Origin of the sequence: Halomonas dongshanensis (assembly GCF_024790395.1) — a bacterium.
Lineage (GTDB): Bacteria > Pseudomonadota > Gammaproteobacteria > Pseudomonadales > Halomonadaceae > Vreelandella > Vreelandella dongshanensis.
Map to the genome: position 1 here is coordinate 161,648 of NZ_JAJISC010000007.1, position 13,072 is coordinate 174,719.

Sequence of the window (13,072 nt, forward strand, 5' to 3'; positions counted from 1 at the left end):
AGCAGCGTCTATTCCAGCAGCGCAGGCGCCGTCTCTTGAAGGCGCTGCTGCTGGAACCCATCGAGCAGTTTTTGATAGCGCTTGGGCAGTGCCGCACCGCGGCGGCGAACCACGTAGAGCGTCTCGTTGACGGCGTTGGGCAAGCTCAACGCTTTGACCTGGCGCTGCCACGGCGAGGTTTCGAGTACCAAGCGCGACACCACAGTAAAGCCCAGGCCCCGCGCTACCGCGTCGAGCACCATGCTGACCTCGTTGGTGAACCCCTGCTGGCGAAAGTGCGCCATGGAGCGAAACTCATCGGCGTAGTTGGCCTTGAGCAGCGCGGTGGCGTGATTGACCCCATCGTAGTAATTGATGAAGCCTATCCCCATCAACTCGCTAAGCGTGGTGCCGGTGAAGTCGGCGGGTACCACGAGACAAAGTGGCTCGGCATGCCATAGCTCAGCGTTGATCTCGGGATGATTGACCGCTTCGGTGACGATACCCAGGTCGTAGCGTCCCTCGATCAAGTCGCCGACGATCTCGTGATTGAAGGCGAAACTGTAGTTGACGGTCAGGCTTGGATGCATCTGCTGCTGCCCGAGCAGATAGGGATAGAGCATCAGCCCCACGCTTCCCGGCGAGGCGATCCGACATTCACCGCTATCCAGCGAATCATCGTCTAAACCGTGGCGAAACTGTTCGTGCTCGGTAAACAGCTTCAGTGCATAGTCGTAGGCCCGCCTGCCGGTTTCGGTCAGGGTGAAGGTGCGGCCATGGCGCTCCAAAAGCGGCTTGCCAAGATAGTTCTCTAACTTACGGATATGTTGACTAACGCCTGGCTGGGTCATTTCCAGGCGTTGCGCGGTACGCGTGAAACTCCCCGTTTCGACCAGCGTGATATACGTGCGGAAGTAGTGAGCGTTGAACATGAGAAACGCCGTCAGTTATCGAATTGGCCAAATTCTATCATATTCCGTTATGAATTAAGCCGCTAAACGTCTCAGTTTACGCGTGATAGAATCTTTTCTTATTTCAAGGATTTCTCTTAACGACTGTTCTTAACGACTGCTGCCAAGGGCTACACTCAACGACCGGTCTCAAGCATAAGGAAAGCGCGTTCATGTCCGCCATTGTCACACCTCGAGAAACGATCTCCACCATTATCTCCCCGGAAGGCAGCCTCGAGATTCTTTCCCAGCAGGAGGTCAACCGGCTGCACCGCACCTCGCAGACCGGGCTGCACGACCTACTGCGTCGCTGCGCCTTGGCGGTGCTCAACTGCGGCAATCCCACCGATGACAGCGTCGCGCTTCTGGAAGCCTATAAAGACTTCGATATCGAAGTGTTACAGCAGGATCGCGGCATTCGGTTGAAGCTAACCAATGCACCCGCCGATGCCTTCGTCGATGGGCGCATGATTCGCGGTATTCGCGAACACCTCTCCTCAATCCTGCGCGACATCGTTTACGTCTACAACGAAATCCAGCACCACAACCGCTTCGATTTGACCACGGGCGAAGGCACTACCAACGCCGTGTTCCATATCCTGCGCAAGGCGGGCGCGCTCAAACCGGGGCGTGATCCGAGTCTAGTGGTCTGCTGGGGCGGGCACTCGATCTCGCGCGAAGAGTACGAATATACCAAGGACGTTGGATACCATCTGGGCCTACGCGACTTGGACATCTGCACTGGCTGCGGCCCCGGCGCTATGAAAGGGCCGATGAAAGGCGCCAACGTGGCGCATGCCAAGCAGCGGCGCAAGGAGGGGCGTTACCTCGGCGTATCCGAACCCGGCATCATTGCCGCCGAAGCTCCCAACCCAATCGTCAACGAACTGGTGGTGATGCCCGACATCGAGAAGCGCCTGGAAGCGTTCGTACGCCTGGGGCACGGCATCATCGTCTTTCCGGGGGGCGTGGGCACCGCCGAAGAGATTCTTTACCTGCTCGGTATTTTGCTCCACCCGGGCAACCAAGATATCTCCTACCCGCTGGTCTTCACTGGTCCCGAAAGCGCCAAGGAGTACTTCGAGAAAATCGACGAATTTCTCGTCTATACCCTGGGTGAAGAGATCCGCCGCTACTACACCATCATCACCGGTGACCCGGTGAGCGTGGCCCGCACGATGCGCGAAGGCATCGATCGCGTCGCCGAGTCCCGTCGCGAGCGCCAGGACGCCTTCTACTTCCATTGGCGTTTGAACATCGCGCGCGAGTTCCAGGCACCTTTCGAGCCAACGCATGAGGCCATGCGAGCGCTGGCGCTTCACCGCAACCAGCCAACGCACGAGCTTGCTGCCAATCTGCGTCGCGCGTTCTCGGGCATCGTGGCCGGTAACGTCAAGGAGCAGGGTATCCGCGCCATCGAAGCTCACGGTCCCTTCGTTCTCACCGCCGAACCCGAACTCATGCGCCGCCTGGACGAGCTATTGACCTCCTTCGTCGCCCAAGGGCGGATGAAGCTCGACGGCCAACCGTATACGCCCTGCTACGTACTTAAATAAGCTACGTACTCAAATAATGCACTTACGTCATCATTCGGCTCTCCAAGGAGGGCCCTTCGTTCAGAGACGCCCATGCTGATCACTCTCTTCACCCTTTTGGCGGCAGGCGTCGTCAAAGGCGCCATCGGCTCCGGCGTTCCGGTCATCGTCGTGCCCGTACTCACCATGCTTTACGACGTCAAACTCGCCATTGCCACCCTGGTCGTGCCGAATCTCGTCACCAATGCCTTACAGGTTTGGCAGTTTCGGCGCCACCTTCTGCCGCTGCGTTTTTTAGCGGCATTTTCCATTGCCGGGGGGCTGGGCATCATGCTGGGCACCTGGGGGCTCGTCGTGCTCTCGCCTGAACAGCTCTCCCTGGGCGTGGCCGTCGCCATCGTGCTCTACTTGATCATCAAACTAACCAGGCGCCAGCTTGCGCTCCCCTTCGAGCTTGCTCAGCGCGTGGCGTTTCCGGTCGGCCTCATAGGTGGCGTACTGCAAGGGGCGGCAGGTATGTCGGCTCCCGCGTCGGTCACCTTCCTCAACGCCATGCGTCTTCAGCGTCCGGTCTTCATCGGTTCGATTTCGGTCTTCTTCGTTGCCATCACCGTCGTACAGGTGCCTTCGCTACTTTCAGCCGGGCTGCTCGATGCACACCGAGCGATGATGAGCACGTTAGCGCTACTAGTGATACTGGCGGGAATGCCCTTGGGCGCCCAATTGGGTAAGCGGCTACCACACCACTGGTTCGACAACCTCATCATGCTGCTCTTGGCAACCATCGCGGTGAAGATCGTCGTCGATTTCCTCACCCACTGAAGCTCGATTGGTTAAAGTTTATACATGTCTTCTTGCAGGAATACGCTTCACCTACGATCCTGTATAAATAGAACGAGGTAGAAACGACACTATCAGACAGGCACGTTTGATCGCATTCCATGGACGAGGGACGCATCATGAACAGCAACATCTGGGTCATCCCCCACCCCATTGGCTGGGCGTTGAAGCGGCGTAACGCCCAGACTTCCCAGCGCATTTTTCCTACCCAGCGCTCGGCGGTGGACTACGCCAAGGCCGTGGCCCGCCGTGAGGGGGTGGAATTGGTCATCGAAGAGCGCGATGGTAGAGTTCACCTCTTCGGCACGGAAACCTGCTTACCGTCTTCGCCAAGAGATAATCTTGCGTAGTTCTTGTTGGCCCTACGCTCGGCTCTAACTATCGCGGCGAACGCGGGCCATTTTTAACCCCTCTGATAATTTAGATTTGAGAAAGGAGTTTTCATGTCATTGATCGAACAGTTAAGCGACGAACGCACCCGCGCTTTTGCTCAGCACTGCATCGAAAAGAAATCGACCGAAGAGCTGCGCGAGATGACCAACACTGCCGGTGACGAATCGGAAATGAAGCATTGGGAGATCTCTCAAGGCCAGTGGGAAGAAGCCGTCGCCGCAGCCTTGGCAGACCAAGAAGCGCAGGAGGGCGAGCCTTAATATTGGCTCTTTTTATATCCTTTATACCCTACCCCTACCCCGGCACCTTGCTGGGGTTTTTATTTGCCCTTTCCTCTCGGGAGAAATTCTGCCGTACGAAGCCGCCCGACACACTCACTCGAAGTTCTGCAAACCGGCCACTTACTCTTCGTGCCATATTCAATATATCTGGATGATAAAGACTTGACGGCGCAATAGGGCCTTGGACAACCCGAACGTGCGCTTGAAAGCATCGTCGAGACGGCTTGTTTGAGTCATGATATCGGCAGCCCATCGGTTGAACTGCCCCAGCTTTACGTTAACGATCCAGTCACTTACCTCCACTACGACATGCTTACCAAGACGTTTCTGTCTGTCCCGCCACGCAACCCTTGGGTTTTATCTGCGCTTCAAGTTTCTCATTTAGCAAGCAACTTTTGAAAACAGGAAGGCAATTCTTCCAAAGCAATACAAAAAACAGCTTATATAATCAGGATTCAGCATGGTCGACCTTTTTTATTGGGGGTAAATATAGATGATCATCAAGTGCTAAATGGTTCCTCCCTCGGGGGTGAGGCATTCTCTAAACGTGCAACCGGTCAGTGCTTTGGAACCTTTGGCGAGTTGCTTCAGGGAATGTTACCCAATAACCGAAATTTCCTGGTGACACTTCCCGTTAACATTGAAACCGTGGTCGATTTTGAAGTGAATGATGCCTCCCGAGTTTCAGCTTCAATACTTTCTCGAACCAAAGCTTGCCGAGCAGTTGATAAGTATCTACGTCTCAACGATTTCCCCCCTGGAGGAAAACTTCACTTCAAGTCCGTATTCCCCGTAGGTAAGGGACTCGCAAGTTCATCAGCAGACATGGTCGCAGCTATACGGGCTGCTGCAAGAGCTTATCTGCATGAAGTGCTTCCCAGTGAGGTCGAGTGCATTCTGCGAAATATCGAGCCAACTGATGGAGTGATGTATGACGGTGTCGTCTCCTTCTACCACCGCGATGTTGAGCTGGATGAGAGACTCGGCGATGCTCCTCACCTTTCAATCATAGGCGCCTGTCGACCAGGAAAGTGCGACACTATCAAGTTCAATCAAGCTCAACATCAAGTTTCAGCTCGGCTGCGGGGAGAATATCAGGAACTGCTCGAGGCGATGAAAATTGCTTTCCGCTCTAACGATCTTAAGGAAATTTGTGTAATTTCAACACGCAGTTGTGAACTATCGCAAACCTTCAACCCCATGCCCCATTTAAACACCATGCACTCTCTAATGATTGAGACAGGTGCACTAGGACTTATCGCTGCCCACTCAGGAACCTATCTGGGACTGCTCTATGACATGAATGATCCTGAGCAAGCCAATAAATCGACCTACGCGCAGATGAAACTTCAAGCACAACGAATCAACTCCCAACATTTCAGGACGGTATAAAAAATGATTAGATATGAATCCGTGTTGGATGAGATGCGTAACGCTACCCTGTTCATGTTGGGAAAAAATCTTCACATGGTGTCCTTCAAAGCCATGAAGATTATCCCTGCAAACTACATCATCAAGAAGGCCCTGTACCGTGGAGACCTGAAGCCCGGAGGTTTGGTCGTTGAGACATCAAGCGGTAACTTCGCTCTAGGGATGGCTATCGTTTGCAATAGCATGAACCTTCGCTTCATTGCCATCGGCGACCCTGCTATAGACGAGTCGTACAAGCGTCAGCTTGAAATGCTTGGTGGCCGTGTTGAGATCATTACCGACAAGAATGGATCAGAGGGATATCAAAAAGCTCGACTTGAGCGACTTCACGAAATTCTGAATAGCCAGCCCGATGCATTTTGGTGCCGGCAATATGACAACGAGGACAACGCAAATGCCTACTCAAATATCGGACATCAGCTTAAAGAGCTCATTGGTCCCCAAGCATTCCTGGTTGCTCCCGTAGGCTCTGGTGGCTCTAGTTGCGGCATAGCATCATCTATGCGCAGTACTGGCGCGGACTGCACCTTGATTGGGGTAGACACATTCAACAGTGTTCTCTTCGGTCAGGGGGGCGGCCCTGTCAGGCTACGAGGACTCGGCAATACGGTTATGCCGAAAAATCTACGTCATCAACTATTTGATGATGTGCACTGGCTCACTCCAGAGCTTGCAAACCACAATACACGCCTACTCTACAGCTCTACCGGTCATTTCCGCGGCCCAACTACAGGGGCTGCATACACCGTTGCTCGCTTTGTGCACGACCAGAACCCGGGTATACCCATTGTATTTCTGAGTCCAGATGATGGATCAAGGTACACCAACACCACCTATCTTAAGGAATCGAATACTGCTGGCTTCGAACACCTGGCCCCTCATCGCCTGCAATGGCCGACCGAGTACGATGAACATACTCATTGGGCATGGATGAACTGGAATCGTCAACCAATTCAGGCTTATCACTGACATATGGCTATTATTTACATCGAGTCCAATACCACAGGCTTCGGCGAAGCACTTTTATCGGCATCATTGCCTTATGATGATGTTTATTTTTTGATTCGGAACCCGTCGAAATATGCTTTTCTCAACAAGCTAAATCCCCGTATCCAAATTAAGATATGCGATACCTCTTCCATTGATGCTATCGCTGAAACAATCACTGACATAGATGACATTCGCTATGTGACGTCGACGAGTGATGGATTCATACAGGTCTCTTCTGAGATTAGCGAGCTCCTTAACTTAAACGGAAACTCCCCAAGCTCTGTCAACTTATGCCGTGATAAATTCAGCTTACAAAACGTGCTAAGAGACTATGGCGTCAACTATCCAATGACAAGAGAGATTCGACAGCCAGACGATTTGAGGGACATTGATTACCCAGTAATAGTGAAACCCCGCCAAGGCACAGGGAGCTCTGGTGTTCAGTTCATCGATAGTCAAGATCACTTACCACAATTAATTGGAGGTAGTTGGATTTTGCAGCAGTTCACTCCGGGGGCAGAGTTTTCTGTTGAGACGTTCACCGATGATCGAGGACATCATGTGCTGGCAGTGACTCGCAAGTTCGTCACAAAGCCTCCCCACTTTCTCGAAATTGCACATGTTCTCCCACTAGATCTAGACGAAGCAAACCATCAAAAAGTTGCCGAGACCGCCATCCAAGCTCTTGACGCAGTAGGGTACAAATTTGGGCCAGCGCACACGGAACTGAAAACTCACGCTGATAGTGTGACTGTGATTGAGATTAATGCTCGGTTAGCCGGAGGCATGATTCCACGCCTAATGGAGCATGCCTATGGCTGGTCCCTGGTAGACCTTTACATCCGAAGCTATCTCTCAGGGCGCTGCCAGTTCAAAATCACCGAGCCTTACTTAACCGCTTCTGTGTCGTTCATAGTTCCGGAGATCGGCCGATCTTACTTGGGTATTGAATTTCCCGCTGAGTGCTTCGAGTCTGGCGAATTCTACACTACAGGCAGAAATGAAGGAAACTTCGACTTCTCTGATCGTGCCGGCTACGTTATTGCTACAGGCACTCATGGTTTGGCAGCCCTTCGTAGTTCAGTGAGGAGTAAGAAATACAGCCGTGTACTATACGTTGATACCAATGAATCCCAAGTAGATGCTAATGATATTCATGATATCGTCAACAAGAGTTCAGGTCATCCACGTTTCGATAAGCTGACATCCAACTTACTGACCATTGAGAAGGCACACCTACTCATGCTGCGATATCAGGGCGTGATTAATTCAGATCAATTCAGAGACCTTAAAGAAGCAGTTGTGGCATTGGAGTACAACCCTGACTTGTTAGAGGAGCATCATTCGGGGCGCGGAGATTATTTTGACTATGAGCATTACATGATCGATCATTGTGGTCGAAACACTGGTGGGCTTATCCAGGCAGCTCGTTCCCGAAACGACATCAATGCAACCCATTTGCTCTTGTCGGTTAAGGCTGTGATTAGCGCGATAGTGAAGCGCGCAATCACACTCGTAGGGACTTTGACCTGCCGAGCTGGTGAGACTCTGGAAGTTCCGTTGCCTATCTATAGCCAGTACCAAACAGCAATGCCTGGGACCGCTGGCCATTACATGACTGCACAGGGGGAGATCCTGCTAGATTCTCTAGATCCACTGATCGCTCTGCGTGACGAGCTCAAAATATCTCCTCTCGGGGCCTGTGCCGGCGCTGGGACAAGCTTCAATACTGACTCCCATTTAACTGCCAGTTTGCTCGGCTTCAAAGTCGGCCCAACCAACTCCCTCAGCGCAATTACTGATAAAAACCCAGCACTTAGGTGTTCCAGTCTGATGACTATCCTAAGCGGAGACATAAACCGAATCGCGAGCGACCTGCAACTGTGGTCAATGAGAGAAATCGCCTTTATAACACTTCCTAATGGTATGTATGGTGGATCATCGAACATGCCACAGAAGCGTAATCCCTATCTGCTGGAATGGCTCAGACTACACCACGATCTAAACGTAGGGTATTTAGCTGGAGCTTTCTCATCACTGACCCATATCCCGACTGGAAACTCCTACCAGGCAAGCCGCACAGCTATTGAGACCGTAACTGAGATAGCAGATAAGCTGCTCGATATGTTGGATGTTCTGACATACGCGATCAAAGGCCTCTCTATCGACATCAGCAAAACGGTAAGAGCCGTCAAACACGGAAATGCTTGCGCAACTCTCGTAGCAGAGAATTTAGTACAGCAAGGAAAATCTTCCTTCCGTGACGCTCACACAGCAGTTGGGAGTGCCCTATTCTCAGGTGGTGGCCACAAAGATTTTTTGGCGACGGGAGCAGCGAATTTGCTTTCCGAGTTTGAGAGTGATGCTAATGGCGCTCAAGCCTATAAGCGACTAACTGGTGGGGGAGGCCCCGCGACTGACAACACGCAAGTTGCAATCACTTCATTGAATGAGCGTTTGCGAGCTGTAACTCGACATCAACTCGTGTTAAGGGAGCGAGAGTTAAGCAACAAACTTGATCTCGACAATCGGTTTAGGAGAACAAACTGATGCCAAGGGTAACATTGCTTTGCTCCGACGGCCCTCACCACCTGTACCTTGCGGTGGAGTTGAAAAAAGCCTTCGGTGAGTTGCGAGTTATTGTTGAACCTGGTCGCGCTCAGGTTTTAAGGCTTCGAATGGTAGGCAACTATCGGGGCTACCTATGGGCTCGATATCACGATATACGTCGGTGTGTTCAGGGTTACTCTAAATATCGTCAAAGATATTTTGCACGTGGAGATGCCATTCAGGACTGGAAATTTTTCCGTGCACTTGAGGGCGTAAAGTATCTAGAAACCCCATGGATCAATGATTCCTGTGTCATCAGTACACTTCGAGAAGAAGTTTCAGATATCTATATAGTGATGGGCACCAAGATTATTAATTCTAAGGTGCTAGACGAGATACCATCTACCAGGATCATCAACGTGCATGGTGGCCATCTTCCTGAATACAAGGGAAACCATTGTTTCTTTTTTGCACTTAATAATGGGGACTACGAAAAACTCAGCACTACGATTCATCGTGTCTCTTCTAGTCTGGATGCTGGTGAGATAATCAGCCATCACTCCGTGAAATTCGAGTATGGCGATAACTCGGAAACGCTCTACTCGCGAGCAGAGAAACAAGCGATTGATTCGCTTGTCACACGCTTACGGCTGAACCCGGATATCTCCAATTGGGAGAACTCCCCTCAACCAGATAAGGGGTGCGTATACCGAATGCGCGACAGAGGCCCACTAGTAGAGCTCAGACATCATCTTTCAGTACGTCGCAATAATAGTGGTATCACTACATCGCATGATCAGAAAGGAAAGCGAACGAGATGAGCGATAGTTTGATTATTCAGTTGTTTCAAATCTCATTATTTGCCGCCCCGCTTGTCATTTCGCCTGGCCCCAACAATTTGTTAGTCACAACAAACTGCGCCCAATTTGGCTACCGGAGAACTTTACCATCATTAACCGGTATATCGCTGGGAGTTTTTGTACTATTTATGGCTGTCGCTCTAGGCCTGGGGGGAGTCTTAAGCCGTTACCCTGCCCTTCATACTATCCTGAAAGTCATAGGATCGGCATATATTTTGTACCTCGCTTTCAAACTTTACACCTCAAATTCATCAGGCACAACGGGGGACGAAAAGGCTCAACCTATAACGCTTAGTCAGGCTGCTTTATTACAAGTGTTAAATCCAAAGATCTGGCTGCTAGCTGCGACTGCAACATCCACTTTTCTCCCGCTTACAGGCAAGGTTTTCACAGACGCTATACTGCTTTCCATCACGCTAGCACTAATATTTTTTCCGTGTAACTCTGTATGGGCGATGGGAGGATTAATGATGCGGCAATTGCTGCATGGCCGGACATTCTTCCGTATTATGGGGTTTTTAACTGCATCCTCCGTGATTTTTCTACTTATATAACCGCTCCTACATATTAGATTTAAGGTCCGTGATGTTTTCATTTGATCATCTGGACCCTACAGCTAGAATTTATTTTTATCTATACGCTTACGAAGAGCTGCCGGGGGGTAGCCATAATACAGCTTGAAGGCGCTAGTAAACTGGCTATGCTGAGCATAACCAAGCTCTAGGGCAATCATCGCCACTTTTTCATCAGTCTTCTGAAGTAAACCATGTGCTTTACTCATCCGAAGTTGGGTCAAGTAGGCATGGGGTGATTGCCCGAAGGTGTTCTTGAACTTCCGTAGAAAGTGGAAGCGACTCAGATTAACGAGCCCAGCGAGATCATCTAGTAGGATACGTTCCCCAAGATTCTCATCCAAATAGTCACGAATGAGACCGGCTTGTCGAACTGACAGACGCCCCTGCTGATTTAGGCACTCGAGATCTTCTTCTGCGAAATGGTAGAATGTGTTTTGCAGTATCCAGCACATCAGGCTATCAATCCCGAGAGATATCGATTGATCAGTCCAATCTGCCTGGGCAAGGCTACGAGCAGCAGAGCTGATTACAGGAACCGATTCCTGGAAAACCTCTCGAAAATGACAACGTTCAGGTGCTTGGCGCATTGATTGAAGAAAATTGCTGTTAAAGCATCTAGGATCGAAGTAAATATGAAGAAAATTTAGTCGATTGGTAATCCTCCATACCGACTTTCCCTCACCTCTAGGAAACAGACAAATTGCATCTTTAAACCCCCTGCTCACAACTCTTTTGCCACGAATCTGACTACAGTTCTCTCCCTCTGACAGATAGATGCTCAACACATTTTCTGATGTGATGTTATATTCCGTCAGTGTGTTGTATCCGGTCCATTCCGAAAGCACAATGCCAGACGGCAACCGCAATGAACGGACAGCTTTAGCGCCAGCAGTTTCGAGTGACTTCTGGACTGTTATCGGATTTGAATATCTCATTTGTAACTGGACCTCATAAAGACTGCCGCTAAGTGCGGGGCATGATTTTTTTATGGGCTATAGTGACATCTCAGCATTATTAGCCTTTTGACGCCGTATTGTCGACCCTGAATTTAAGCGATAAGCGCAGCACCTGCGGTATCCAAAGCTCCTGAGTATTCTTCCAGGAACACCTGTGCTGGTGTCCGATAGCCGAGCCGTTTTCGAGGGCGGTCATTGAGTTTCTTGACCACCTGGCGAAGCTCGGCATCGGTGACCTGGCAGAAGTCCGTCCCCTTGGGGAAGTACTGCCGGATCAGGCCGTTGGTGTTCTCGTTGCTCCCTCGCTGGCCTGAGCAGTAGGGATCACAAAAGTAGATCGCGGCGGATACCGCCTTAGCCACGCCTTGGTGCTCGCGAACTCCGAGCCGTTGTCCAGCGTGATGGTCTGGACCGCACCCCGGCGAGGCTTCAGCAGACGGATCATGGCCGCTTTGGTCAGCTCCGCAGAGATCCTGGGCAGCCGGGCTGCCAGCAGGTAGCCGCTACGCCGATCGACCAGACCAGACTGCTTGTGCCCCTGGACCACGGTGCCCCTCCCAGTGCTCGATGAAGAGCCTGTCCTCGACCCCAGTCGAGCGATGCTTGATGCCCACAAGGTTGGGATTTTGCCGAGCCCTGCGCTCTTGGCCTGGGCATGGTGCTTGCTGCGCCGCTTGGGTTAGCGAAGATGCTGCCAGAGATCACCACCGCAGGTCTTGTCATCCCAGATCAAGGAGTAAGTCCACTGGTGACTGACACTGACACCGACCAGAGGCGCCATGAAGCCGCTGGTCATGCTGCTGTGGAACCCTAGCTCTCTGCCAATCTGGCGCTGGCTTAAGCCCAGGTCATGACGGGCATAAATCTGGTATCGTTGGGTCTAGGTCAACTGCCGGTATTCTATGCGCTGATAATTTGGCCGGTAAAGCAGTAAAGGTACCGGCACGGGCCCACCTGCCTCTATCGAGCAATCCAAAGCGCTGCATTATTCAATGAATTCAGGCTTCCCAGTGTTAAGCACAAATGCCTGTCATTTAATCTATGTTCGTAACCATTTGAGTCATGTGCCACTAAGACACAGTAAAAAATATACGGGCATGAAACTAGGTAGACCACATTTCTTAACGCTCTCTTAAATCAAGTCATTGAAGCGTCATCATAATAATTTCTTTAGTGGCCTTTTGGCATTCGTAATGCTCTATCTCATTACGAGCATTCATTCGCGTTTCTTGAATGGTCTAGGTAACGATTGAAAGTTCACTTAACGATTGATCACGGCACTAACGACCCGCATCACTTAAGGAGAACGGACATGAAGACGGATTCTTTGAAAAAACTCGGCATTCTCGGCGTCTCTTTTGGCCTAATGGCTAGCCCACTGGCATTCGCTGAAGTACAAAGCGACGAAACTCAAGAGCCAGTACCGCAGGAAGAGGCGATGGACGATGAACAAGGTACCTTCAACTCTGCCGACAGTGAAGAAGAGATCGGTACTGAGTATGAAGAGGAAGAGCAGGAAGATCAGGACTTCACCTTCGAAGAGGAGGAGGAAGAAGAGGAGTGGGATACCACCGAAGGCGGTGACGACGCCGCACCCACCCACTAACGATAGAGCATTACGCTAAGGGCAAGGATTGCCCAGTTTGCTCAAGGATGAGCAAAAAACGCCTCGCAGATAGCGAGGCGTTTTTGCGTATGGGGCAGCGCCCCCTACGAGTTAGCAGTATGAATA

Annotated in this window: 12 protein-coding genes and 1 pseudogene; 10 read left to right on the top strand and 3 right to left on the bottom strand. The window is 51.1% G+C overall.

What is annotated here, in order from left to right; all coding sequences use genetic code 11:
* Positions 1-8: 8 nt before the first annotated feature.
* A complete protein-coding gene (locus LLY24_RS15255; protein ID WP_259037154.1) occupies positions 9-911 on the bottom strand; it encodes a LysR family transcriptional regulator in 903 nt (300 codons plus the stop codon).
* A gap of 191 nt (positions 912-1,102) precedes the next feature.
* On the opposite strand from LLY24_RS15255, the gene ppnN reads away from it, so the two are divergent.
* From ppnN to LLY24_RS15300, 9 genes are all read left to right on the top strand, one after another.
* Positions 1,103-2,485: a nucleotide 5'-monophosphate nucleosidase PpnN gene (gene ppnN / locus LLY24_RS15260; protein WP_267135354.1), complete on the top strand. Its 1,383-nt coding sequence runs from the start codon at positions 1,103-1,105 to the stop codon at positions 2,483-2,485.
* A gap of 72 nt (positions 2,486-2,557) precedes the next feature.
* The gene (locus LLY24_RS15265; RefSeq protein WP_259037155.1) at positions 2,558-3,286 is read left to right on the top strand and encodes a sulfite exporter TauE/SafE family protein; all 729 of its coding nucleotides are present in this window, start codon (positions 2,558-2,560) and stop codon (positions 3,284-3,286) included.
* A gap of 137 nt (positions 3,287-3,423) precedes the next feature.
* A complete protein-coding gene (locus tag LLY24_RS15270; RefSeq protein ID WP_259037156.1) occupies positions 3,424-3,654 on the top strand; it encodes a DUF2188 domain-containing protein in 231 nt (76 codons plus the stop codon).
* A 93-nt stretch (positions 3,655-3,747) separates the two neighbouring features.
* Positions 3,748-3,957 carry a hypothetical protein gene (locus LLY24_RS15275; protein ID WP_259037157.1) on the top strand — a complete coding sequence of 70 codons (210 nt, stop codon included), beginning with the start codon at positions 3,748-3,750 and terminating at the stop codon, positions 3,955-3,957.
* Positions 3,958-4,482: 525 nt separating this feature from the next.
* Complete coding sequence (locus tag LLY24_RS15280) at positions 4,483-5,370, top strand: GHMP family kinase ATP-binding protein (RefSeq protein ID WP_259037158.1); 888 nt, start codon at positions 4,483-4,485, stop codon at positions 5,368-5,370.
* Positions 5,371-5,373: 3 nt separating this feature from the next.
* Positions 5,374-6,378, top strand: a complete 1,005-nt coding sequence (locus tag LLY24_RS15285; protein WP_259037159.1) for a pyridoxal-phosphate dependent enzyme — start codon at positions 5,374-5,376, stop codon at positions 6,376-6,378.
* Positions 6,379-6,381: 3 nt separating this feature from the next.
* The gene (locus LLY24_RS15290) at positions 6,382-8,949 is read left to right on the top strand and encodes a lyase family protein (RefSeq protein WP_259037160.1); all 2,568 of its coding nucleotides are present in this window, start codon (positions 6,382-6,384) and stop codon (positions 8,947-8,949) included.
* Positions 8,949-9,770: a formyl transferase gene (locus tag LLY24_RS15295; RefSeq protein WP_259037161.1), complete on the top strand. Its 822-nt coding sequence runs from the start codon at positions 8,949-8,951 to the stop codon at positions 9,768-9,770. The genes LLY24_RS15290 and LLY24_RS15295 overlap by 1 nt, the downstream gene beginning before the upstream one ends.
* Entirely contained in the window at positions 9,767-10,363 is a 597-nt protein-coding gene (locus tag LLY24_RS15300) for a LysE family translocator (RefSeq protein WP_259037162.1), read from the top strand. The genes LLY24_RS15295 and LLY24_RS15300 overlap by 4 nt, the downstream gene beginning before the upstream one ends.
* Positions 10,364-10,425: 62 nt before the next feature.
* Here the strand turns inward: LLY24_RS15300 and LLY24_RS15305 are convergent, their stop codons facing one another.
* Both LLY24_RS15305 and LLY24_RS18400 read right to left on the bottom strand, forming a co-directional pair.
* Positions 10,426-11,319 (bottom strand): helix-turn-helix transcriptional regulator, encoded by an 894-nt coding sequence (locus LLY24_RS15305; protein ID WP_259037163.1) that lies wholly within the window; start codon positions 11,317-11,319, stop codon positions 10,426-10,428.
* 113 nt (positions 11,320-11,432) lie between these two features.
* Positions 11,433-12,205, bottom strand: a pseudogene (locus LLY24_RS18400) (IS30 family transposase).
* A 447-nt stretch (positions 12,206-12,652) separates the two neighbouring features.
* Between LLY24_RS18400 and LLY24_RS15315 the strand changes: the two are divergent.
* Positions 12,653-12,946, top strand: coding sequence for a hypothetical protein (locus LLY24_RS15315; RefSeq protein ID WP_259037165.1), 294 nt, complete (start codon positions 12,653-12,655; stop codon positions 12,944-12,946).
* Positions 12,947-13,072: the final 126 nt, after the last annotated feature.

Bases quoted from the DNA above. Each gene is read 5' to 3' on its own strand.
- LLY24_RS15275 (WP_259037157.1), top strand. From the start codon at position 3,748: ATGTCATTGATCGAACAGTTAAGCGACGAACGCACCCGCGCTTTTGCT.
- LLY24_RS15315 (WP_259037165.1), top strand. From the start codon at position 12,653: ATGAAGACGGATTCTTTGAAAAAACTCGGCATTCTCGGCGTCTCTTTT.
- LLY24_RS15300 (WP_259037162.1), top strand. From the start codon at position 9,767: ATGAGCGATAGTTTGATTATTCAGTTGTTTCAAATCTCATTATTTGCC.
- LLY24_RS15255 (WP_259037154.1), bottom strand. From the start codon at position 911: ATGTTCAACGCTCACTACTTCCGCACGTATATCACGCTGGTCGAAACG.
- LLY24_RS15265 (WP_259037155.1), top strand. From the start codon at position 2,558: ATGCTGATCACTCTCTTCACCCTTTTGGCGGCAGGCGTCGTCAAAGGC.
- LLY24_RS15285 (WP_259037159.1), top strand. From the start codon at position 5,374: ATGATTAGATATGAATCCGTGTTGGATGAGATGCGTAACGCTACCCTG.
- LLY24_RS15295 (WP_259037161.1), top strand. From the start codon at position 8,949: ATGCCAAGGGTAACATTGCTTTGCTCCGACGGCCCTCACCACCTGTAC.
- LLY24_RS15270 (WP_259037156.1), top strand. From the start codon at position 3,424: ATGAACAGCAACATCTGGGTCATCCCCCACCCCATTGGCTGGGCGTTG.
- ppnN (WP_267135354.1), top strand. From the start codon at position 1,103: ATGTCCGCCATTGTCACACCTCGAGAAACGATCTCCACCATTATCTCC.
- LLY24_RS15290 (WP_259037160.1), top strand. From the start codon at position 6,382: ATGGCTATTATTTACATCGAGTCCAATACCACAGGCTTCGGCGAAGCA.
- LLY24_RS15305 (WP_259037163.1), bottom strand. From the start codon at position 11,319: ATGAGATATTCAAATCCGATAACAGTCCAGAAGTCACTCGAAACTGCT.